Consider the following 24,719-nt stretch of genomic DNA (forward strand, 5'->3'; position numbering starts at 1 on the left):
CGAAGAAGATGAATACGTTAAAGAAATTTTTAGGATTAATCTGGATGGTTTTAGGACCATTAACAATGACTTTTTTGTTTATCCAGGCAATAGATAAGGTAGGCTTGACCCATACAGATATTGAACGTACCAATACCATTCTGCAATGGGCAATTATCCTGTTTATTTTCTTCCCAATTAGTTTGGGATTGATGATATTTGGTTTTTATGCATGGAAAGGTGAGTATGATCGCCTCCCCGAAAGTTCAGAGGAATTATAATTTATACCTCATTCCTTTTCCTTAATTCGCCTTGTGATTGATATTTTTTAATTCATTATAAACCAACTGCGCAACTGCTTTGGCGCCTTCCGGCTGAAAGTGGGTATTATCTTTTTGTCCTTTTGGATAAGCCTCATATTTTGCCGAGTCTAAATTCATAAAGTAATGTTTGCTTACAAATTCATTGCCTTTCGTGGTGAAAAAGCTTGCTGAAAGTGAGGTTAGATCGATGATGGGCGTATTTAATTCTTTGGCTATATCTTTCACCGCTTGTGGATATTCCCCATGTGCACTGCCCAATTTGCCATCTTTCCAGGGATAATTGCGGGTAACCGGGGTAATCAGGATCGGTAAAGCACCTTTCGCTCTTGTTTCTTTCACATACATTCTTAAAAAATCTTTATAGCCCGGGATATCAACATAACGTTCAGGTTTATCTTTCGCGGCATCGTTGTGCCCAAACTGGATCAATACCAGGTCATTCTTTTCCAGGGTTGATAAAACTTCTTTCCACCTTCCCTCTTCAAAAAATGTTCTGGTGCTTCTTCCCCCTTTTGCCTTGTCGATAACCAAAGCACTGTCGCTTTTAATCAGCCTGTTTAATTTTTTTAAGCTGTCTTTTCTTAAGAATTGTTGAAAAACCTGTCCCCAGCCCGTAATGGGATATTTTTTCTGCAGATAACCTTCATCCAAAGTATAGTCTGCTACAGTAGAATCACCGATTAAATACACCTTAACAGGTTTTGGTTTTATAATGAAAGACATCAGTAAAACGATGCCAAGGGCTGCTATAAAGTATTTGTATTTTTTCATCTTGTTATTTTAATGCTTGTACACGGAACCAATCATATTCGGCAATTCCTGAATCATTGGTTTGGCTATCCCGAATAGCAAAGATTCCCATTTTTGCGCCGATCCATTGTCCTGCTGTTGCCTGAAACTCATCTCCCACATGAGTAAATCGAGTTCCATCTTCACTGTAACTAAACTGGCATTTTGCACCAGCAGTAACTTTAACCCTGAAATATACCAAGCTCGATTTTAGTTTGGTAATTTCCTTTTCATTTTCGGCTTTCCCCTTGTCGGCACTTTGGCAAACACCGTACATGAGGTATAATCCGTCTTTTTTACTTTGAATGCTAATCTGTGCATAACTTCTCCCCATTACCACCAAACCCGTTTTTTCATTTTCTAATTTTGGATTAGGTTTAAACAAGAGTTTGGTTGTTACCATAAATTCATCGGCAGGAAATTTCTGCATCAGCAGATTCGGAACATCCCAAAGGTTTTTAGCTTCCTCAGGAATTTTCGAAGTGTATAATTTTAGTAAGCCCTTACCGGCATCAGTAAATAACCAGGTTGGTTGCGGATTGGCCTGCCATTGCCATTGCAAGCCTAATTTTGGCGTGTCGAACTCATCACTCTCCACCGGAGTTTCGATCGGATAAACCTTACCTACATTCGGCTTTTTATAGGGGATAACGGGCTCACCTTTGCCGTCGCCGTCAGCATCAATACCGATAACAGGCCAGTTATTGATCCATTTCATGGGCTGTAAATGAAGCACGCGACCATAAGCATCTTTGTCCTGAAAATGAAGGAACCAGTCTTCACCTGTTTGCGTATTTACCCAGGCACCTTGATGAGGACCATTTACTGAAGATTTTCCTTGATCCATTGCTACTTTCCTTTCATATGGGCCATAAATATTCTTACTTCTCAAAATTAATTGCCAGCCTGTAGAAACACCTCCAGCTGGCGCAAATAAATAGTAAAAGCCGTTGCGTTTATAAAATTTTGGACCTTCAATGGTTGGGTCGAGCTCATGTCCATCGTAAACAATTCTACCAGTTTCTGTAGCTTGCGCTCCGTCGTTGGTTAATGGCATAATGGCTAATACACTTTTTATCCCTGCACGGCTCCCCGCATAGGCATAAGCCAGGTAGGCTTTGCCGTCTTCATCCCAAAATGGGCAAGGATCAATCAATCCTTTACCTGCGGCAACCAGTTTTGGTGCAGACCACTCTCCTGTTATGGTTTTTGCTTTGGTTAAATAAATGCCAAAGTCAGGATCTGGATAATAAATATAAAATTCGCCATTTCGATAACGGATGGAAGGTGCCCAAACGCCATTGCCATGTTGTGTTTTTTCGAAATGATCGAATGGAGGCTGACGTTTTAAAGCATGACCAATTATTTTCCAGTTCACCAGATCTTTCGAATGCAGAATCGGTAATCCAGGTATGGCGTCGAAACTGGAAGCAATCATATAAAAATCATCTCCTACACGGATGGCATCGGGATCAGAATAATCGGCGTTGATCACCGGGTTTTTATAGTTTCCATTACCTAGGTCTGAAACCCAAACCTTGGATACATACCCACTTTTTGGAGCGAGTTGTGCAAACGTATGTATGTTAAGGCTTAAAACAAGGATTGAACTAAATAGATATTTCATTTTACAATGATGTTTTTTTAATATTTGGTCAGTTATTTATTTAGCGTTACGTCATTCCCGCGCAGCGTGAATCTTAATGCGGCTTGTGATTGGCATTAAGATTCCCAATCAGGTTGGGAATGACAATGCATGTATTTTATCAAATTAGCCTACTAACAAGGTTAAGGCTTTTTTTATTTTCAGGCAAGTTGTTATTGTGCAATCGTTCCCGACATCGTTTGCAATGTTTAATCTTTAAAAAACTTCTTTCTGATGAATATTAATGTTTAAAATTGTTTATCATATATTTTAAAACACGGCTGCGTTACAAAGTTTATACTTTTACGTGGCCGATTTTAATTTAAGCCTAACCGAATTGATATGAAAACAATCATCCTGTTCTTTCTCGTAGTGATTTCATTCGTTGCAAATGCCTTTGATGTTAAACCCGATTTTATTGTGGCTGCCGATGGAAGCGGAAACTTTAAAACCGTACAGGAAGCGATACACGCGGTGCCCGATTTCAGGAACAAAACAACTGTAATCTTTATCAAAAAAGGCATTTATAAAGAAAAACTGATATTGGCCGCTTCTAAAAAGAATGTAAGGTTTATCGGCGAGAGTTTAAACGAAACCATTTTAACCTATGATGATTATGCCCAGAAGAAAAATGCTTTTGGCGAAGAAAAAGGTACTTCTGGTTCCTCCAGCTTTTATATTTATGGCGAAGGCTTTTCTGCTGAGAACATTACTTTCGAAAATTCATCAGGCCCGGTGGGTCAGGCCGTTGCGGTTTGGGCCGGGGGTGATAAATTAATTTTTACCAATTGCAGGTTTTTAGGCTTTCAGGATACACTTTATACCTATGGAGGAAACAACCGTCAATATTATAAAAACTGCTACATCGAAGGAACAGTCGACTTTATCTTTGGGGCTTCGACAGCCTGGTTCGAAAGCTGCACCATTTTCTGTAAGAAAGCTGGTTATATCACTGCTGCTTCAACCGCCGATACCACAAAATTTGGTTATGTATTAAACAAATGCAAAATCAAGGGAGATGCACCAGCCAATAGTTTCTATCTGGGCCGCCCCTGGAGGCCTTATGCAAAAGTTGCCTACCTCAACTGCGAACTTCCGGATTTAATTCGCCCCGAGGGTTGGAACAACTGGGGCAAAGAAAGTAACGAGAAAACTGCCTATTACGCTGAATATAAAAGTACTGGAAAAGGAGCCGATCCAAAAAACAGGGTAAACTGGTCGCACCAATTAACAGAAGAAGCGTATAAAAGTTACATTTTGGAAAACGTTTTCCGTGGGTGGAATCCGGAGACTAAATAAGTCATGCAAGTATCTGATAAACAACACATAATCACCTTAAATAAGGTGCTTTTTTGCTTTATTTTCCGGTAACGATTGCATAGATTTCTCTTCTGTTTTAAGTGCAAACAACGTACACTTGTTATTACAATAACCAAGTATAATTTAACAGCGCAAATAATGAAACATATTTCTGGTCGTTTATGCCGTATTAAGATAGCTCTGGCATGCTTAATTTTATCTTCTGCAAGTTCTGCTATCGCGCAACAAAAGCAAACCTTACCCGTTATTCAGCAGGTTAAATTTAAAAAAGATACCACGAGCATTGTTAGCTTCGGGGCAAAAGGCGATGGGATTACCTTAAATACCCAAAGCATTAATAAAACCATTGCCAGCGTGAGTCAAAAAGGTGGTGGTGTTGTTTTAATTCCTTCGGGCCTTTGGTTATCTGGCCCTATCGAGTTAAAAAGCAACGTAAACCTACATTTAAAACGCGATGCTATTCTTCAGTTTACCGACGATTTTAACCAATATAAATTGGTGCAGGGAAATTGGGAAGGCCAACCCGCGTGGAGAAATCAAAGTCCAATTTCGGGTGTTAATCTCGAAAATATAGCCATTACCGGAACCGGAATTATTGATGGAAACGGTGGCGCCTGGCGCATGGTTAAAAAAGATAAACTCACCGAAACACAGTGGAAAACTTTGGTAGCCTCTGGAGGCGTAGTGAGGGCTGATGGGAAAATGTGGTATCCATCAGAGAAAACCGTTAAAGGTTCGAATACTAAAAATGCAGGCGTAATTGAGGCGGGTAAAACAGCAGCAGATTATGAAGATATCAAAGATTTTCTTCGTCCGAATTTGTTGGTGTTAACGGGTTGTAAAAAAATTCTTTTAGAAGGCGTTACCTTTCAAAATTCACCAGCATGGAATTTACACCCTTTACTTTGTGAGGATTTGACCTTAAGAAACTTACAGGTAAAAAACCCCTGGTTTGCACAAAATGGTGATGGTGTTGATGTAGAATCGTGCAAAAACGTATTGATTGAAGGCAGCACTTTCGATGTGGGTGACGATGGAATCTGCATTAAATCAGGAAGGGATGAAGCTGGCCGTAAACGTGGTGTGCCTACAGAAAATGTAATTGTTCGGAATAATGTAGTTTACCATGCGCATGGCGGTTTCGTAATCGGTAGCGAAATGAGTGGTGGTGCGAAAAATATCTGGGTGTACGACTGCTCTTTTATTGGTACTGATATTGGACTGCGCTTTAAAACTACCCGTGGCCGTGGTGGTGTAGTCGAAAATATTTACATCAATAACATCAACATGATTGATATTCCTGGTGAAGCGATTCTGTTTGATATGTATTATGCTGCGGTTGATCCGGTTCCTTTAGCAGGCGAAAAACGTGAAGCCATTAAAACCGTAATGGTTCCTGTAACCGAAGCTACCCCTCAGTTCAGAAACTTTTATATTAAAGATGTGGTTGCCAACGGTGCTGAAAAAGCAATATTTTTTAGGGGTTTACCAGAAATGAACATCAAAGATATCCACCTGGAAAACGTAACCATAAAAGCGAAAAAAGGGATTGAAATTATAGAGGCCGCAGGAATTTTTCTTAAAAACATAAACATCATTACCGAAGATACCAGTCCGGTTGTAATGATCCAGAACAGTTCGAACATCAATATCAGCAACTTAAAATATCCTGATAACAGCAAAGTTTTATTTGATGTGACCGGAGAAAAAACAAAAGGTGTAAAAATTAGTGGAACAGATGTTTCTAAAGCCAAAATGACTTCACTTTTAGGTACCGAAGTAGATAAAAAAGCACTGGAAATTTCAAAATAACAAACATGAAGAGATCAATTTTATATACAGTAGCAGCCCTTATCGGATTTTCTATTTTATCGCTAAGTGGATTTGCTCAAAAGAAATTATCAGAACAGTTAACCTTAACTGCGATGGAAAAACTGTTTCAGGACACCACGCTATTAAAAGGCGCCAAAGGCCCTAAATGGACATACGACATGGGCGTGGTGCTGGAAGGTGCAGCAGCAGTTTGGCGGAATACTGGCGATGGGAAATATTTTAAGTACATCCAGAGTTCAATGGATGCTTATTTGGATAAGGAAGGGAATATCACCACCTATAAACCAGATGACTTTAACATCGATAACATCAAAAACGGTCGTTCGTTATTGCTTTTGTACAAGGTTACCGGGCAACAGAAATACCTGCTAGCGGCAACTAAATTATATGATCAGCTTCAAAAACAACCGCGTACCAAAGAAGGTGGGTTTTGGCACAAGAAGATTTATCCAAATCAGATGTGGTTGGATGGATTGTATATGGGCGAGCCTTTTTACGCGGAATATGCTAAGCTGATGAAAAAAGATGCAGCTTTCGACGATATAGCCAAACAGTTTATCCTGATGGAGAAAAATGCCCGCGATGCTAAAACAGGATTGCTTTATCACGGTTATGATGAAAGTAGAACAGAGCAATGGGCCGATAAAAAAACAGGTCGTTCTCCAAATTTCTGGGCCAGGGCTATGGGCTGGTATATTATGGCCTTGGTAGATGTGCTGGATAATTTTCCTGCCAATCACCCGCAGCGGAAAGAATTAATTGCCATTTTAAACCGTACGGCCACCGCGGCAGTAAAATACCAGGATCCAAAATCAGGGGTTTGGTTTGATATTTTAGATATGCCGATCAGAAAAGGAAATTACCTGGAAAGCTCGGCATCGAGCATGTTTGTATATGGTTTGGCCAAAGGGGTGCGTAAAGGCTGGTTGTCGCCATCATTTATGGCTGCTGCTAATAAAGGTTACGCGGGTTTAAAGAAAGAATTTGTTGAACAAGCGGGAGTTGAAAGAATAAACCTGACCAAAACCGTTTCGGTATCAGGCCTTGGCGGAAAACCTAAATATCGCGACGGAAGTTTCGACTACTATATCAGCGAAAAAGTAATCACCAATGATCCAAAAGGTGTAGGTTCATTTATTTGTGCGGCTGCTGAGATGGAGATTGATGCCTTAGCAAAACCAGGCAAAGGTTTAACCGTTACCGTGGATAATTTCTTCAACAACGAGTACATGAATGGCCCTACCGGAGATAAAATCCCTTTCCATTATGTTTGGGGGGAAGATGACAATAATGGATTTTCATTATTCGGTAAAGTATTTAACGATGCGGGGGTTAAAACCGCTACGCTTAAAACAGCACCAACAGCATCAAACTTAAAAGGAAGTAATATTTACATTATTGTTGATCCTGATACGGAGAAAGAAACGGCGAATCCAAACTTTATGAATGCCGAACATGCCAAACAGGTTAGTGATTGGGTTAAAGCTGGAGGTGTATTAGTGCTGTTGTTAAATGATGCCGGTAATTGCGAAATTTCAAAATTCAACGTGCTGCCAGAAACTTTCGGCATCCATTTTAACGAGGATAGTCGCAATAAGGTTCAGGGTTCAAATTTTGAGCAGGGCGCGGTAAAAATCCCGACTGGTAATTCAATTTTTAAAACGGCCAGGAAAGTTTATATCAAGGAAATTTCGACTATAGTAGCAAAAAGCCCTGCGGTTTCAGCCTTAACAGATAGTGGTGATGTGCTTATTGCAACGGCAAAATATGGCAAGGGAACTGTTTTCGCGGTAGGTGACCCGTGGTTTTATAATGAATATATCGATGGCAGGAAATTGCCCGCTGAATTTGAAAACTTTAAAGCAACGAACGATCTGGTAAACTGGTTGATTAAACAGGTTCCGGGGAAAAAGTAGGATTTAACCACAGATAGATTAAATATTAGCCACGGAAACCCGGAGGCACGGGAAAAAGCCTAAATGGTTCGTGGGGACACAAACCATGGCGCATGGTAAAAAATAGAAGTTAACCACAGATGAAAAGGATGAACACAGATAATTAATATTGGCCACCAAACGCAGAGACACAAAAAATAGCTAATGGTCTGTGGGGACACAGACCATGGATTACAGATAGATTAAACATTAGCCACGGAAACCCGGAGGCACGGAAAAAAGCCTAAATGGTTTGTGGGGGCACGAACCATGGCGCATGGACAAGGAAATGAAAAATTAATGGTCTGTGTGGACACAGATCATGGATAAGAAAAGTTTTCCGTGTAATCCGTGCTTCCGTGGCAAACAAAGAAAAACAAGATGAAAATAAAAATATGGTTAACCCTGATCTGTACGAGCTTAATGCTATCCTGTTATGCGCAGCAGCCTGCCGATTCTACGGCAGATAAAATGCTCGTTTACCAATTGGGTAATGGCGGTTGGCCGAAGCAGTTGGAAGATAAAAGTGTGGTTAATTATGGTGCAACCCTAACGCCAGAGCTTTTAGCCAGGATAAAAGCCACCAAAGATCTGCATGCCACATTTGATAACAAGGCCACCAGCAGAGAGGTGGTATACCTCGTTCAAGCGTATAAAAAAACACAGAATAAGGCTTATTTAACGGCAGCTGAAAAAGGATTAGATTATATTTTATCTGCTCAATATGCCAATGGTGGCTGGCCTCAATATTATCCTGATAAAACTTTGTACCGTTCGGAAATTACTTACAATGATGATGCAATGATTAATGTGCTTAATATTTTACAGGATATTGTTACACAGAAAAATGATTTTGAGGTCGTGAATCCGGCCTACATCAAAAAAGCAGAGAAAGCCATTGCAAAAGGTATCGATTGCATTATCAAAACGCAGGTAAAACAGCATGGAACTTTAACCATCTGGGCTGCGCAATACGATAAAGACTCGCTGTTACCTGCAAAAGCAAGAGCATTTGAGCCCGCTTCGTTAAGCACAAGTGAATCGGCAGGTATTGTCCGTTTCCTGATGAGGCTTAAAAACCCATCACCAGAAGTAAAAAATGCAATTGCAGCAGCAGTGAAATGGTTTGATACCTACAAAATTGCTGGCTACCGTTTCGATCGGAACAAAAATATTTCAGCTTTGGTTGCTGATAACACCAGTATGACCTGGGCCCGCTTTTACGATATGGATAAAAACACTCCGATTTTTGGAGATCGCGACAATACGATTAAAACAAAATTAGAAGAGTTAAGTCCCGAGCGACGAAATGGTTATGCCTGGTATGGTAACTGGGGGCAAAAATTAATTGAAAAAGAATACCCGAAGTGGTTAAGCACAAAGGGGAAATAACTAAAAAATAAAAATCGTAAGATTATGATTTTAAACAAAGAAAATTTAAAAAACATTAACGGCGACAAGGTTACTAAACCAAGCGCAGAAATTTTAGCATTACCAGAAAAAGTAATCCAGTTTGGGACAGGGGTTTTACTACGTGGTTTACCTGATTATTTTATTGGTAAAGCCAACCAGAAAGGAATTTTTAATGGTCGTGTTTTAGTGGTTAAATCTACTTCAAAAGGTGGTGCTGATGCATTTTCGAAACAGGATAATTTATACACGCTTTGTGTAAAAGGTATCGAAGATGGTGTTCAGGTTGAGGAAAATTCAATTAACGCTTCAATCAGCCGTGTATTATCAGCGTCGCAAGATTGGGCAGAAATTTTAAAAGCTGCCCACCAGTCAGAAATGCAGGTTGTAATTTCAAATACCACCGAAGTTGGGATTGTTAACAGTGAAGATAAAATAACCGATAATCCACCACAATCTTACCCGGGAAAATTACTGGCATTCTTGCACGAAAGATATAAAGCCTTTAATGGTTCGGCCGAAAGCGGAATGGTGATTGTACCAACAGAGTTAATTAGCGACAATGCTGATAAACTGAAAGAAATATTATTGGATCTTGCTATCCAGAATAAGCTGGGCTGGGATTTCGAAAACTGGTTAAAAACAGCCAACCATTTTTGTAAAACTTTGGTAGATCGGATTGTGCCGGGAAAACTTCCGGAAACAGAGCAAAAAGCTATTGAAAGCGCACTGGGTTATGAAGATGAATTGATGATCATGGCCGAGCCTTTCAGGCTTTGGGCGATTGAATCAGCGAGTGAAAAGGTTAAAGAAATTTTATCATTTGCAAAGGCTGATAAAGGTGTTGTTATTGTCCCATCTATCGATAAATTTAAAGAGTTAAAACTTCGTTTGCTTAACGGTACCCATACCATCAGTTGTGGATTAGCAATCTTAGCAGGTTTTAATACGGTAAAAGAAGCGATGGCGAATCAAGATTTCTCAGCCAATGTATTAAAACTGATGAAAGATGAAATTGCACCTGTTGTAGTTAATGAAGATATTACCTATGATGAAGCGATTGCCTTTGCTGAAAGCGTAATCGACCGTTTTAGCAATCCATCATTAGAACACCAGTGGCAGGCTATAACGCTAAACTTCACCTCAAAAATGCAACTGCGTAATATGCCGCTCATCAGAAGGTATTACGCTTTAAAAAATGAAGTTCCTCAACTTACCGCTTTAGGTGTAGCAGCTTATATTCTTTTCATGAATGTGAACAAAGATGGCGATACTTACACGGCCAGCGCGAACGGAAAAACCTATCCGGTACAGGATGAATTTGCAGAAATTTTATACGAGTACTGGAAAAACCCTGAAACGGTAATCGATAATACCCTTGGCGACAGACGCCTTTGGGATAAAAACCTTAATAATTACCCGGGCTTTAACGCGGCCGTAAAATCTTACGTTGATTTATTACAAAATAAAGGTGCAAAAGAAACTTTAAGTAACTTGCATTCAGAAAGAACAATTTAAAATGGTTACTAGAATTTTAAAAATCCATCCTAACGATAACGTACTTGTTGCCCTGCAAAATCTGGCCAAAGGCGAAACCGTTATTTACGATGGGCACGAATATATTTTACAGGATGATATCCAGGCCAAGCATAAGTTTTTTATGCAGGATATGAATGCAGGCGATCACATTATTATGTACGGTGTACTGGTGGGGAAAGCGCAGCATTTCATCCTAAAAGGTGGTTTAATGGATACTGAAAACACTAAACATGCTTCAGATCCATATGAGTTCCGCCCGTATCATTACGAATGGCATGCACCTGATGTTTCTAAATTTGAAGGCCGGACCTTTAACGGTTATATCCGTAGTGATGGCCGCGTGGGTACTGCAAATTATTGGTTATTTATTCCGACTGTTTTCTGCGAAAACCGCAATCTTGATGTCATCCGTGAGGCTTTACACAACGAACTGGGTTATGCGGTAACCGATAAATACAAATCTTACGCCCACCAATTGGTTGAGGCGTATAAAAACGGTGAAATTTTAGCTGAGGCTGATCCAGATTCTATCGGACAGGCGAATCCATCGGCCAACCGTGTTTTTAAAAATGTAGATGGCATTAAATTCTTAAATCACCAGGGTGGTTGCGGCGGTACCCGTCAGGATGCTGCTGTGTTAAGTAAATTATTAGCTGCGTATGCCGATCATCCTAATGTTGCCGGTGTTACGGTGTTGAGCTTAGGTTGTCAGAACCTACAAGTTAAAGATTTTATGGACGATTTAAAACACCGCAGTCCGAACTTTGATAAACCTTTGTTCATTTTTGAGCAGCAGCAATCGCAGAGCGAAGAACAATTGGTTAAAGAGGCCATCAGAAAAACCTTTATCGGTTTAACAGAAATTAATAAAATAGAACGTCAGCCTGCACCGTTAAGCAAACTGGTTTTAGGGGTGAAATGTGGTGGAAGCGATGGTTTTAGCGGAATCAGTGCAAATCCGGCAGTAGGTTATACTTCCGATTTATTGGTAGCTTTAGGGGGTACTGTGCTGCTTGCCGAATTCCCTGAACTTTGCGGCGCTGAACAACAGTTAATCGACCGTACAAAAGATGAAACTGCTGCCCGTAAATTCATCCAGTTGATGACTGCTTATAATCAAGCGGCAGAAAATGTAGGCTCTGGGTTTTTCATGAATCCATCGCCGGGAAATATAAAAGATGGTTTGATTACCGATGCCATTAAGAGTACCGGAGCAGCCAAAAAAGGTGGAACATCGCCAGTAGAGGATGTTTTAGATTATACCGAGCCTGCTACAAAACCAGGATTAAACTTAGTTTGTACTCCCGGAAATGATGTTGAGGCCACTACAGGAAAAGCAGCCTCTGGAGCAACCCTAATTTTGTTTACTACAGGTTTAGGTACGCCTACCGGAAATCCGGTTTGCCCAACCATTAAGGTTTCAACCAATAATGCATTAACCAAACGTATGGGCGATATTATCGATATCAACTGTGGGCCGGTAATCGAAGGCGAAAAAACCATTGAACAAATGGGAGAAGATATCCTGGAATATTGCATTAAAGCTGCCAGTGGCGAAGTAATTCCTAAAGCGGTATTGCTTAATCAGGATGATTTTATTCCATGGAAAAGGGGAGTTAGTCTTTAGTGAGTCTGGAGTCATAAGTCTGGAGTCGTGAGTCTTGGGTGCAAAGCCAGATTCCGTGGTCTAATCGCGGTGGTCTGTGTCTCCACAGACCACTAATAGAAACCCAATAAAAACTTAATTCCGGTCTGTGAGGGCACAGACAGGGGATATAGATTACATAAATAAAAAAATTAATAGATAAGCGGTTTGATCATCTCAAATCGATTATCTAATGTCTCAAATCACATAGAATGAAACCTTTTTTAGACGAAAATTTTCTTTTGCAAAGTAAAACTGCTGAAAAGCTTTATCACAATTTTGCAAAATCATTGCCAATTATCGATTACCATAATCACCTTATTCCAGAGCAGATTGCCAATAACACGCAGTTTGCCAATATCAGCCAGGTTTGGCTTGCCGGCGATCATTACAAATGGAGAGCCATGCGTGCCAATGGTGTTGATGAAAAATACATCACCGGTGTGGGATCTGATTATGAGAAATTTGAGAAATGGGCAGAAACCGTTCCTTATACCTTACGCAACCCGCTCTACCACTGGACACATTTGGAACTTCAGCGTTATTTCGGTATAAACGATCTGCTTTCGGGTAAAACGGCTCAGAAAATTTATGATGAATGCTCAGCAAAACTGCAAACGCCAGAATATTCTGTGCGTGGTTTGTTAGCTAAAATGAATGTTGAAGCCGTTTGTACTACCGATGATCCTTTGGATAGTTTAAACTTTCACCAGCAATTGGCAAGAGAAGGTGCTAACCTTAAAATGTTGCCGGCCTTTCGTCCGGATAAAGCGATGAATAGCGATGATATTGAAGGTTTAAACGAATATATCGACAAATTAGAAAGCGTTGTTGATAAAACCATTAGCAGCTTTCAGGATTACATCGATGCTTTAAAAAGTCGTCACGATTACTTTGCTGCAAATGGCTGTTCGGTTTCTGATCATGGCTTAGAGCAGATTTATGCTGAAGATTATACCGAAGCCGAAATTTCATCAATTTTTGATAAAATCCGCAGTAAACAAAATATTTCTTACGAGGAAAACCTGAAATTTAAATCGGCTATGCTGGTTTATTTCGCAGAATGGGACCATGAAAAAGGTTGGGTACAACAATATCATTTAGGTGCATTGCGTAATAACAATGCCCGGATGTTAAGACAGTTAGGCCCAGATACGGGTTGGGATTCGATCGGCGATTTTAGTCAGGCCAGAATGCTTTCTAAATTCTTAAACCGCTTAGATAATCAGGATAAACTGGCCAAGACCATTATCTATAACCTTAATCCTGCCGATAACGAATTAATTGCAACCATGATTGGAAACTTTAACGACGGTTCTGTCGCGGGTAAGGTGCAATTCGGTTCGGCCTGGTGGTTCTTAGATCAAAAAGATGGGATGATCAAACAATTAAATGCACTATCGAACATGGGGCTTTTAAGCCGCCTGGTAGGTATGCTTACCGATTCACGCAGTTTTCTTTCTTTCCCTCGTCACGAATATTTCAGAAGAATTGTTTGTAACCTGTTTGGAGAAGACATTGAGAATGGCGAATTGCCGAACGACTTGGAGTGGGTTGGCAAAATTGTGCAGGATATTTCGTACTTTAACGCAAAAAATTACTTTAAATTTTAACCAAAATCAGGCTTTAAGAAGGTATTTCGTTCGAATTAAATCATTTCAATCGTTTTCCTTCTATTTTCATCCCGCTGCAGAAAACAGCATGAAATACGCCGATTAGATACAAAAATGAGCACCGAAATATTCACTTCATCAAAAAAAGGAGAAAAAGTTTTAAGCTTTGGTGAAATACTTTTACGCATCTGTCCGGACATGGATGGCCAATGGCTAAAAGAAAACAAACTTCCATTTTATGTGGGCGGTGCGGAGCTGAATGTAGCTACTGCACTTGCACTTTGGAACGTACCCTCGGCCTATTTATCGGCAGTGCCAGATAATTCGGTAACCAGGGAGATTGTAGATTACCTTGATGCCCGAAATATCGATACTTCACCGATGGTTTACCATGGCGAACGTTTGGGTTTATATTATCTTCCAAAAGGGAAAGACCTTAAAAATGCAGGCGTAATTTACGATCGGGCAAATTCGGCCTATGCCGATTTAAAGGTTGGTCAGATTAACTGGGATGAGGTTTTTGAAGGTGTTAGCTGGTTTCATTTTAGCGCCATATGTCCGGCAATCAATCAATCTATTGCTGATGTTTGCCTGGAAGCTTTAAAAGTAGCGAGGGCAAAAAACATCACCATTTCACTTGATTTAAACTATCGTGCCAAACTGTGGAAATATGGTAAAGATCCGATTGATGTTTTACCTGAACTGGCTCAGTATTGCACGTTGATTATGGGCAATGTTTGGGCGGCCAATAAAATGTTGGGCACTGCACTTCACGAAGATTTAACGCCAACTGAAGGTTATGCAAAGGAAACGTTACTGCAACAGGCAACTGATACTTCTAAAGAAATATTAAGTTTGTTTCCGGCGTGTAAGGCGGTTGCCAATACATTCAGGTTTGATCATGGTAAAGGCATCAGATATTACACCGCTATTTACACCGCTGATGAACTAACCGTTTCTGAAGAATATGTTTCAGATGAAATTTTAGATAAAGTAGGCAGCGGCGATTGTTTTATGGCCGGCCTGATTTATGGTTTTTACAACCAATTATCGGCCAAAGAAACCTTAAACTTTGCCACTGCAGCAGCATATGATAAATTATATATTCCAAGCGATGCTACAACCAGTACTGTAGCCGATATAGAAAAAAGAATAATACGCAATGATTAGCAACAAGCACAAAATTTTAGATGCCATTTTAGAGCAGGGCATGTTACCCCTTTTTTACCAGGACAGCGAATCGGGTAGCGTAGAAATATTACGCACCTTGTATAAAGCCGGTGTTCGTGTTTTCGAATATACTAACCGTGGTAAATCGGCCTTGCCAAACTTTAAAAAGTTAAAAGAAATCCGCGATGCCGAAATGCCAGATCTTTATCTGGGTATCGGAACCATCAAAACCCCGGCAGATGCACACGCTTTTATCGAAGCAGGAACAGATTTTATTGTAGCACCAATCATAAATCCGGCAGTTGCCGAAATTGCCAACAAAATCGGTATGCTCTGGATCCCTGGTTGTATGACGCCGACCGAAATCAGTGTTGCTCAAGAGCACAAAGCCATGTTGATTAAAATTTTCCCTGCCAATATTTTAGGCCCTGAATTTATTTCATCAATTAAAGATCTTTTCGCAGGACAGCTATTTATGCCAACTGGTGGTGTAGAGATCAATGCCGACAATTTAAAAACCTGGTTTAAATCAGGCGTTTGTGCCGTGGGTATGGGCAGCAAATTAATCAGTAAAGACGTGATGAGTAAAGGTCTTTATGAAGAGTTATTCGACAATACAAAATTAGCGCTTGACCTCATTCAGCAAAGCAAATAAAAATTTAACACACCTAACCAAATGAACCAACCCAAAACAAGCAAATACAGATGGACCATATGTTTGCTGTTATTTCTAGCTACGACCATAAATTATTTAGATAGACAGGTACTTTCTTTAACCTGGACAGATTTTATTAAACCTGAATTCCACTGGGATAATAATGATTATGGAAATATTACAGCCCTGTTCTCTATTTTCTATGCCATCTCGATGCTTTTTGCAGGTCGTTTGGTTGATAAACTAGATACCAAAAAAGGCTTTTTATGGGCAATAGGCGTTTGGTCTATTGGGGCCTGTTTACATGCTTTTTGTGGTATTGCAACTGCCGGGATCATCAATGGAAACTGGTTTGTAGGATTTGAGGGTGCTAAAGAAATAATTGCCCGCGTTAACGACACCGGACTTGTGGTTTCGGTAAGTGTTACCTTGTTTATTTTTGCGCGTTTTGTATTGGCTGTTGGAGAGGCAGGAAATTTTCCGGCTGCGATTAAAGCTACCGCCGAATATTTCCCTAAAAAAGACAGGGCATTTGCAACCAGTATTTTCAATGCAGGCGCTACTGTAGGTGCATTAGCGGCACCGATTACCATCCCTTTTATTGCAAAAGCTTATGGATGGGAAATGTCGTTCATCATTATCGGTGCACTGGGTTTTGTATGGATGGGATTATGGGTATTTGTGTATAACAAACCCGAGTTGCATAAAAGAGTTAGTCCTGAAGAATTGGCTTATATTCAGCAGGATGTGATTAATGATCGTAAATTAGCTGATTATGTAGAAGAGACCAAAGAAAAGGTTTCGTTTATCGACTGTTTTAAATATAAACAAACCTGGGCTTTTGCTTTCGGTAAATTTATGACAGATGGGGTGTGGTGGTTCTTTTTATTCTGGACACCTGCCTATTTAAAATCGGTTTATGGAATGGATTCTACTCAAAGTGCCCTTCCGTTATTTGTACTCTACATGATTACCTTACTGTCTATAATTGGTGGATGGTTACCAACCTATTTCGTTGAAAAAAAGGGCATGAATCCGTATGAAGGTAGAATGAGGGCGATGTTGATCTTTGCATTTTTTCCACTTTTAGCGTTAGCCGCACAACCTCTTGGGCACATTACCTATTGGATTCCTGTAATCATTATCGGTATTGCAGGTGCGGCGCACCAGGCATGGTCAGCAAATATATTTTCAACCGTTGGCGATATGTTCCCTAAAAAGGCTATTGCTACCATTACGGGTATTGGTGGTATGGCAGGCGGATTAGGCTCTTTCATTATCAATAAAGGCTCTGGTTTATTGTTTGATTATACAGGCAAAAACGAGATCGTTTTTATGGGCTTTAAAGGTGAGGAAGCAGGTTATTTTATTATCTTCTCTATCTGCGCGGTATGTTACCTCATCGGCTGGACGGTAATGAAAACCTTAGTGCCAAAATATAAAGTTATCGAACTAAAATAATTTATAAGCTGAGGCTTAGGGGTAAACTAATCCTGATCTTCAGCTTTTTTACAACAATAAATCTATACTTAAACTATAGACTTAACATTAATTTAACCCTAACAAACAACCCAAATTGAGTACATCGCTAAACCTCGAAAGCATTTTCGTTGAAGAGAGCCAGATTCCAGATGAATTTAGGCTCAAGGAAGAAATCAATCAAAAAGAGTTTCTTTCAAATGGAGAGATGAAACCATGGAATGGACCATTTAATGAAGTGTTTTCTCCTGTATGCATAAAAACCCCTGAAGGTTTAAAACGAAAGCGTATTGGTAGTTTCCCTGTTTGCACGGAGAAAGAGTCAACAGAAGCTTTAGATGCAGCCGTAGCCGCTTATGACAATGGTAGAGGGCAGTGGCCAACCATGAGCGTTGCTGATCGGATTAGCTGCGTAGAAAACTTCACCCATAAAATGATTGAGCAAAAGGAAATCGTTGCGAAATTGATTATGTGGGAAATCGGTAAATCTTATGCCGATTCGGTTAAAGAATTCGACCGTACGGTTGAATATATTTATGCCACTATCGATGCGTTGAAAGATATCGACAGACAATCGTCACGTTTCGAAATAGAGCAGGGTATTGTGGCTCAGGTGCGTCGTTCTCCTTTGGGAGTGGTACTTTGTATGGGGCCGTTTAACTATCCGTTAAACGAGACTTTTACTACACTTATTCCAGCTTTGATTATGGGCAATACGCTTTTATTCAAACCACCTAAACACGGTACTTTATTGCACTACCCTTTATTAGAAGCTTTCCGTTCTAGTTTTCCTAAGGGTGTTGTAAATACGATTTATGGTCGTGGTAATACCATTGTTCCTGGCTTAATGAAATCGGGAAAAATTAATGTACTTACCTTAATTGGCTCAAGTAAGGTAGCCAATGAACTTAAAAAACTGCATCCTAAAGTAAACCGTTTAAGGGCAATTTTAGGTCTGGATGCTAAAAATGCGGCTATCATCACTAAAGATGCAGATCTTGATCTGGCGGTTTCTGAAACCGTTTTGGGTTCGCTTTCTTTTAACGGACAACGTTGTACAGCCATTAAAATCGTTTATGTTCACCGCAGTTTGGCGCAGGAATTTTTAAAACGTTTATCTGCAGAAGTAGAAAAACTGAAATTTGGTATGCCCTGGGAAAAAGGTGTAAACCTTACACCGCTGCCTGAGCTGAACAAACCTGAATACTTAAAGGAATGTATTGATGATGCTGTTTCGCACGGCGCTAAAGTGATCAATAAAAATGGTGGACAAACCCTGGAAACTTTCGTTTACCCAGCCATTATGTATCCGGTAAACAGTAATATGAAACTATACCGCGAAGAGCAGTTTGGTCCGATAGTTCCGGTTGTTCCATTTGATGACCTGGAAGAGCCTATCGAATATTTAATCGGTTCGCCACATGGCCAGCAGGTGAGTATTTTTAGCAATAATGCTGCGGTAATTTCTTCATTAATCGATCCTTTGGTTAACCAGGTGAGCCGTGTAAATATCAACTGTCAATGCCAGCGTGGACCGGATGCTTTCCCTTTTACCGGCCGCAAAGACAGTGCTGAAGGAACCCTTTCTGTAGTGGATGCATTGCGTTCGTTCTCGATCCGTTCATTGGTAGCCACCAAATTTACAGACAATAATAAAAAGTTATTGAACGAAATTGTTAAAGGAGATGATTCGAACTTTTTAAGTACGAAGTATATTTTTTAAGATTAGTTTATAAAACTAAGCCGCAGATCAAAGTTCTATGAATTTGCGGCTTTTTTGTTTTTATACACTGGCCGTCATTTCGAGCGGAGTGCAACACAGTCGAGAAATCTATATCTGGCAGATCTCCCACTTTCAATACAGGTCAAGTGGACGTGATAGGAGTAATAATTTATAGTCCTCGTTTGTAACGAGGATTAGGGAGATCCGCATTTGTAATGCGGGCTAATGTACTTACTTATCGGCGATACAATCGCCTTTCTCATGCATCCTCGTTTCAAACGAGGACGATCGCAACTCTATTTTACTTCAAACTCTTCACCAAACTTAACTTCAACTCCTTAATGCCCTTCACCACTAAACCTGCAACTTGTTTGGCACCTTCCGGACTTAAGTGTGTATTGTCTTTCTTGCCATTTGGATAGTTTACATTTCCTGAATCAACGTAATTGAATAATTTGATAGAAGGTTCTTCGCCCAGGCGGTTTAACAGACTTTCCGTTTTCACCAGCATATCAATCAAAGGAACATTTAACGAATCGGCAACCTGACGGGTAATTCGTGGATAATCGCCATGAGAATCGAGCAAAACCCCATTTTTAAAACTTCTGCGTGAAATTGGCGTGAGTAAAACAGGGAAAGCTTTTTTGCTTCTGGTTTCTTTTACATAATTAACCAGGTTGATTTTGAAATCGGCTAACGAAACACCAACAGTTGGTTTATCAACTTTCTCATCATTATGTCCAAATTCGATAAAAACATAATCACCAGGATTTAACTGTGCCAATATCGGGTCCCAGCGTTTTTCGGCCCTGAACGATTTTGTGCTCCTGCCATTTAAGGCCTGGTTATCAACCGTAACATCGGTTTTAAAATAAGATTGTAGTGCCATTCCCCAGCCCGTTTCGGGATAGGCCTTTTCTTCCTTGTTGGCGGCGGTAGAATCTCCAATGATATATAGTTTAGTTTTCTTTTGGATGAAGGTAAAAGATAGTAAAACAGCTAAAGTTCCGGCAGCTAAAATTTTAAAGAAATTCGTTTTCATATTTTCTATTTGATCTATAAATGTAACGGATTCCATTGATCCGTTACACCTAGTATATTTTTTAAAGTATAGTTTTTGGCCTCTTTATCGGTTAATTGCTTTGCCCAGGGCAATCTCGTTTTAGGTGACGCGCCATCGCCCTTATTTTTATATTCCGCGTAAAAAGCGGTCAGTTCCTTATTTGGGAACATGAGATCACCTTTCCATGGATTCCAGCCTTCAGGCAAAATATGTTTTCCCAGATCACAGGCAATAAATACCGTTTTTGCATAAGGCCTCCATGGTCTGCCGAGATAAACTTTTGCTACAGCTGAATCTGCAATAAGTTTACAATTTAGAAAAACAAATCCGAATTTTTGTTGTGCCGAAGTTGAGGCTGCGGTGATATAAGAATCGCTTAAACTTTTGATGGTACAATTTTGAAACACTACGATTGCCTTGCCGAAAATAAAATCGGTTGTGCCTTCGATATAGCAATCCTGATAATATTGACGGCTATTTTCGGTCGCAGCATAAAGCGTATCCTGGTTGCCCAAAAATCTGCAGTTTTTTGCTATAAAACGATCGCCTTCTACATGTAATGCAACAGCCTGCCCAACTCTTCCAGATGAATTGATAATACTTAAATTTTCGAGATGGATATCATTGCCCTGAACCAATACAGTGAATGAGGTATAAGTGCTGAATTTAGCATTGCCAAAAGCATCTTTACCCATCGGGTTTGGCTTCCCCGAATAATCACCACATGTAATAATGGTATTTTCGGTGTTTTCTCCAATAATCGAAATCTTAATCTTCCACGAGGGAATAATTAGTTTTTCTTTATATATGCCGTTTTTAACATGAATTTTAACTTCTTTTTCGCCTAAATCACGCACCGAATTTACTGCCTCCTGGATGGTTTTGTAATTGCCACTGCCATCCTGTGCAACGGTTATAAGCGATGGGTATTTGGGGTCTTGAGCGTGGGTGTAAAGAAGGGAAAAGGTGCTTATAAAAAGTAGTGTGATCAGCTTAAAATAGGAAATTTTTGTCATTTTGATGAATTAATTCTGCAGCATAAAGTTCATAAAAAAAGGGCAGATTAAAACCTGCCCTTCCTTAAATAAATTATAAAGCCCATCTAGGATCGCCGATTGCTGTTCCGGTTGTACTTGAAGTCCTCAATGTTGATCCCACTGGTAAAGTGAAGTCTGTTGTAGTGGGTGTCCAGCCCAAGTTTTGCTGCTGTGTTACGCTTAAAGTTGCCGGACCAAATGTTAGCGCAGTACCAGAAGTTAACGCACTGTTCAGATTAAAATAATTGGTATTCGAAATGGTGATGGAACTTCCTGCCCCAGTACCCCTTATGGCTGCTGCATTAACCGTTCCGGATTTTGGGGTATTGGCCAAAATGCTGTTCTGGATGCTGAAATTGATCGGATTGGTAGCGGCATCTAGCAGGGCGTATTTACTGCTTCCACCAAATGCATTAATAGTAGAATAGCTGATTAACACGGTTGGTGTTTGATCACCCACAAAAGGGGTTGAAGAAAGCACCAGGCCTGGCCCGCAGTTGTAGAGTGTAGACTTGGATACGGTAAGTGTGTTGAACTGCAATTTTGTGATGTTAAAAGTGTAGTATGTTGAAGTTCCGTTATTGCCCATATCATAAACAATAGAATTATTAACGGTGATTGCTGTAATTTTAAAATCTTTGATGGCTGCACCACGGTCTCCACGTAAAAATGCCGTAGTAGAACCATGTGCAATACAGTTATCAATTAAAATGTTGGTAAAAGTTGCGGCTGCAGCAACATTGGCTTGCGAGCCGATCAGGTTGATGAAATAAGGCGAAGCTCCTATTGTACCATCAAGTTCCAATCCTGATAAAGTTAAACCAGCTCCAGTGCCTTCCAAATCGAATTCTTTATAGTTGATTTTTGTATCTGTTGCATTGCCAGAAGTCGATTTTAGCGTGATCGTTTTCTGGGTAATAAATGTAACGGCGGCAGTTAAATTGTATGTGCCCGGATTTAAACCAATTACTGCACCATTTGCAGCTGCAGTAATGGTAGCAGCCAGATCATCAGATGGAGAAATCTTAATAGAGTATGTTGTTGGCAATTGCGTAGTAAAAGTGCTTATTCCCTTGCTTTTTGTGCCCGCGAATAATTCAGCAGTATATTTAATTCCAGCGGTTAAACCAGTAATGGCTTTTAGTCCGGCAGCTGCATCGGTAGGACTCAGTGTAGCCGTTATTGCCGTTCCTGTTGCAGGTGTTAAAACGATTGAAGTTAAACCCACTGTTGGGGTATAACGTAAAGTAATTCCGGTTTCTTTTATTTCTGAATCTCTCACCGGTAAAAACAATTGAATTCCTGTCAACTGAAACGATGAGCTTACCAGGTATTTAGATTCTGGCTGTGTTTCAGTTGCATTGGCTTTTATCCTTGCAAAATATTTCGTCCTAACAGATAAATTGTCTTCCGTTACCGAAACACCGGTGGTATCAGATGTGGTGGAATATTTCACATTGGAGAAGAGTGAATCCGTAGAAAAATCGATGCTGTATTTTAGTGCTTTCCCTGTCGACATTAAAGGCGCGGTCCATGTTAGCTTTGCCGAAGTTGCCGAAGCGCTTATTTTAACATCACTCGGCTTAAAAGAACGTGCAACATCAGTTGGTTGATCGACATCTTTTTTACACGCTGATATCAAAACAATTGTTCCTAAAAGGAAAATCATTTTAATGCCTGATTTGCTTATATATTTTTTCATGATTAATACCTGGGGCGATTAATAACTAAAATTCTGAGTAATTTTTGGATCCTGAATGATTGCCGTCGCGGGAAATGGAAATAACGATTTTGCCGGAATATAACCTGGAGCAACACCTTTCGCTGCACTCGTGATCACATCTTCAGTAATATTGGTAGACCATGCTAAAGATGTATAACCAGTTGGTGTTGAAGGTGCTGTTGTGGGTTGAAATAATGTTGTATTTGCAGGACCACCGAAAAAGTTAATGGTCGCCACCTCTGTAACACTAGGAGATAAGTTGTAAGCAGATGCAATGTAATAAACTGTTTTTGGTACACTGGCAAAAGCCCCGCTATTAGTCATAAACAACCTGAGTTTAGTTCTTGTTTCTTCGAGCTTTGTTTGTAAAAGATTCCATCTGATTAAATCATATTTACGGATGCCCTCGCCACCGAATTCTAATAAACGTTCTTTAACAATAGCATTGAAAAAGCCATTTTTATCCGTTGGTGTTGCTGGTATTTGACCTTCAAAGCCAACAAAAGCACGTTTTTGGACTTCCTGCAGTGCCGATATTGCTGTAGCTGATGGCGCTCCATTGATTTCGTTATCAGCTTCTGCATACATCAATAAAATATCTGCAAAGCGTAGAATTGGCCAATTTATAGAGAAATTTTGTGAGGTACTTGCATTGTTAAAAGCTGTCCACGATTTACGGAATTTAGAATTAGTTTGTGAGGTAGGAATAACGGGGATTTTTAATGAAGATGCATTTATTTGGTAAGAACCAATGGTTACATCTCTGCGGCAATCTTTAGTTTGATCGAATTCGTAAAAATAGGTGGGAATAGCGTTTACACCGCCACCTGCTTGCTGCGAAGCATAAGATGAACCAGCGGCGAAAACCAAACCGTCATAATAACCAATTTTACTATCAGTAGAAGCGTTTGTGCCAAATGCGCCTACTTCAAACATCAATTCATGTGCATCATCATAACGGGTAGTGGTATGTAAGGTTTTAAAAACATTTTCGAAAACTGGGTTTAGGTTATGGTCTCCTCTGTGGTTCATAATATCCAAACATTCATCTTTAGCTATTTTATAAAAATCCAGGTAATCTGCCCTGCGTACCATTGCGCTTTCTTTGCTGCGGAAAGAATAACCACCTCTTGCTAAGGCAATTCTTGCTCTCAATCCTTTAATTGCTCCTTTTGTAAAGCGAAAATCGCCATAGGTCGGAAACTCACTTCTCCAGGGCACTAAATCTTCAGCAGTTTTTAAATCAGCAATTATACGATCATACGTTTCATCGCGGTTAACATTAGGGATGTAAACATCCTCCACATCGGTTGGTGCATCAAAATAAGCTGGAACATCACCCCAATTGCGCAACAACTCCGAATAAAATTGGGCCCTAAGCGCTAATGCTTCACCATAATAACGTTTCATCTCTGCCTTTTCTGCGTCCGACCCACCCGTATATAATGCCGAAAGTGGAATGTATTTGATGGCATAATTTGCTCTGGAGATACCACTGTATAATTGAAGCCATGGATTGTATAAATCTGAATTATCGGGTGTTGCTGCATACATGCTGATCCCCCTGCGGTCAGATCCGTTGGTATAGTTTCCAGATGTTCTGAAATCATCTGCCATCTGAGGGAAAAGTGCAGATAACCGATTTCCATACCCGTTATCGCCAGATAATTTATTGTAGATACCAATCAATACTGCATTGGTATTTGAAGTGCTTCCAAATGCTGATTCTGGTGATGTAGTAGATGGAGAAGTTACATCAAGGTATTTTTTACATGAGGTAAATGCCATTAGCCCTAGCATCACCACCAATAATTTATATTTTAAATATGCTTTGTTCAT

General features: G+C 40.0%; 18 protein-coding genes. 12 read left to right on the forward strand and 6 right to left on the reverse strand.

Going from position 1 to position 24,719, the window contains the following annotated elements; genetic code table 11:
* The first annotated feature begins 8 nt into the window (after positions 1–8).
* Complete coding sequence (locus tag QF042_RS02500; RefSeq protein ID WP_307525029.1) at positions 9–260, forward strand: DUF6814 family protein; 252 nt, start codon at positions 9–11, stop codon at positions 258–260.
* A 21-nt stretch (positions 261–281) separates the two neighbouring features.
* On the opposite strand, the gene QF042_RS02505 is transcribed toward QF042_RS02500, so the two are convergent.
* Both QF042_RS02505 and QF042_RS02510 read right to left on the reverse strand, forming a co-directional pair.
* Positions 282–1,073, reverse strand: a complete 792-nt coding sequence (locus tag QF042_RS02505; RefSeq protein WP_307525031.1) for a rhamnogalacturonan acetylesterase — start codon at positions 1,071–1,073, stop codon at positions 282–284.
* A gap of 4 nt (positions 1,074–1,077) precedes the next feature.
* On the reverse strand, positions 1,078–2,718 hold the full coding sequence (locus QF042_RS02510) for a glycoside hydrolase 43 family protein (RefSeq protein WP_307525033.1): 1,641 nt from the start codon (positions 2,716–2,718) through the stop codon (positions 1,078–1,080).
* Positions 2,719–3,078: 360 nt separating this feature from the next.
* Here QF042_RS02510 and QF042_RS02515 point away from each other — a divergent pair, with 360 nt between their 5' ends.
* The 11 genes from QF042_RS02515 (at position 3,079) to QF042_RS02565 (ending at position 19,057) form a co-directional block, all read left to right on the forward strand.
* Positions 3,079–4,035 carry a pectinesterase family protein gene (locus tag QF042_RS02515; RefSeq protein ID WP_307525034.1) on the forward strand — a complete coding sequence of 319 codons (957 nt, stop codon included), beginning with the start codon at positions 3,079–3,081 and terminating at the stop codon, positions 4,033–4,035.
* Between the two features lie 159 nt (positions 4,036–4,194).
* Positions 4,195–5,868 (forward strand): glycoside hydrolase family 28 protein, encoded by a 1,674-nt coding sequence (locus QF042_RS02520; RefSeq protein ID WP_307525036.1) that lies wholly within the window; start codon positions 4,195–4,197, stop codon positions 5,866–5,868.
* A 5-nt stretch (positions 5,869–5,873) separates the two neighbouring features.
* The gene (locus QF042_RS02525; protein WP_307525038.1) at positions 5,874–7,805 is read left to right on the forward strand and encodes a glycoside hydrolase family 88 protein; all 1,932 of its coding nucleotides are present in this window, start codon (positions 5,874–5,876) and stop codon (positions 7,803–7,805) included.
* Between the two features lie 399 nt (positions 7,806–8,204).
* Positions 8,205–9,215 (forward strand): pectate lyase, encoded by a 1,011-nt coding sequence (gene pelA, locus QF042_RS02530; protein ID WP_307525040.1) that lies wholly within the window; start codon positions 8,205–8,207, stop codon positions 9,213–9,215.
* Positions 9,216–9,239: 24 nt separating this feature from the next.
* Entirely contained in the window at positions 9,240–10,751 is a 1,512-nt protein-coding gene (locus QF042_RS02535) for a tagaturonate reductase (RefSeq protein ID WP_307525042.1), read from the forward strand.
* 1 nt (position 10,752) lies between these two features.
* Entirely contained in the window at positions 10,753–12,399 is a 1,647-nt protein-coding gene (locus QF042_RS02540) for a UxaA family hydrolase (protein WP_307525045.1), read from the forward strand.
* 230 nt (positions 12,400–12,629) lie between these two features.
* The gene (gene uxaC / locus QF042_RS02545; RefSeq protein ID WP_307525047.1) at positions 12,630–14,030 is read left to right on the forward strand and encodes a glucuronate isomerase; all 1,401 of its coding nucleotides are present in this window, start codon (positions 12,630–12,632) and stop codon (positions 14,028–14,030) included.
* Between the two features lie 114 nt (positions 14,031–14,144).
* Positions 14,145–15,200 (forward strand): sugar kinase, encoded by a 1,056-nt coding sequence (locus tag QF042_RS02550; RefSeq protein ID WP_307525049.1) that lies wholly within the window; start codon positions 14,145–14,147, stop codon positions 15,198–15,200.
* On the forward strand, positions 15,193–15,855 hold the full coding sequence (locus tag QF042_RS02555) for a bifunctional 4-hydroxy-2-oxoglutarate aldolase/2-dehydro-3-deoxy-phosphogluconate aldolase (protein ID WP_307525051.1): 663 nt from the start codon (positions 15,193–15,195) through the stop codon (positions 15,853–15,855). Before QF042_RS02550 ends, QF042_RS02555 begins: the two co-directional genes overlap by 8 nt.
* 21 nt (positions 15,856–15,876) lie before the next feature.
* Positions 15,877–17,316 carry an MFS transporter gene (locus QF042_RS02560; protein WP_307525053.1) on the forward strand — a complete coding sequence of 480 codons (1,440 nt, stop codon included), beginning with the start codon at positions 15,877–15,879 and terminating at the stop codon, positions 17,314–17,316.
* A 115-nt stretch (positions 17,317–17,431) separates the two neighbouring features.
* Positions 17,432–19,057, forward strand: a complete 1,626-nt coding sequence (locus QF042_RS02565; RefSeq protein ID WP_307525055.1) for an NADP-dependent glyceraldehyde-3-phosphate dehydrogenase — start codon at positions 17,432–17,434, stop codon at positions 19,055–19,057.
* Positions 19,058–19,358: 301 nt separating this feature from the next.
* Here the strand turns inward: QF042_RS02565 and QF042_RS02570 are convergent, their stop codons facing one another.
* From QF042_RS02570 to QF042_RS02585, 4 genes are all read right to left on the reverse strand, one after another.
* Positions 19,359–20,099: a rhamnogalacturonan acetylesterase gene (locus QF042_RS02570; protein WP_307525057.1), complete on the reverse strand. Its 741-nt coding sequence runs from the start codon at positions 20,097–20,099 to the stop codon at positions 19,359–19,361.
* 14 nt (positions 20,100–20,113) lie between these two features.
* Complete coding sequence (locus QF042_RS02575) at positions 20,114–21,136, reverse strand: pectinesterase family protein (RefSeq protein WP_307525058.1); 1,023 nt, start codon at positions 21,134–21,136, stop codon at positions 20,114–20,116.
* 73 nt (positions 21,137–21,209) lie between these two features.
* Complete coding sequence (locus tag QF042_RS02580; protein WP_307525060.1) at positions 21,210–22,859, reverse strand: DUF4957 domain-containing protein; 1,650 nt, start codon at positions 22,857–22,859, stop codon at positions 21,210–21,212.
* Between the two features lie 18 nt (positions 22,860–22,877).
* Entirely contained in the window at positions 22,878–24,719 is a 1,842-nt protein-coding gene (locus tag QF042_RS02585; RefSeq protein ID WP_307525062.1) for a RagB/SusD family nutrient uptake outer membrane protein, read from the reverse strand.

It is taken from the genome of Pedobacter sp. W3I1 (assembly GCF_030816015.1).
In the GTDB taxonomy this organism is placed as follows: Bacteria; Bacteroidota; Bacteroidia; order Sphingobacteriales; family Sphingobacteriaceae; genus Pedobacter.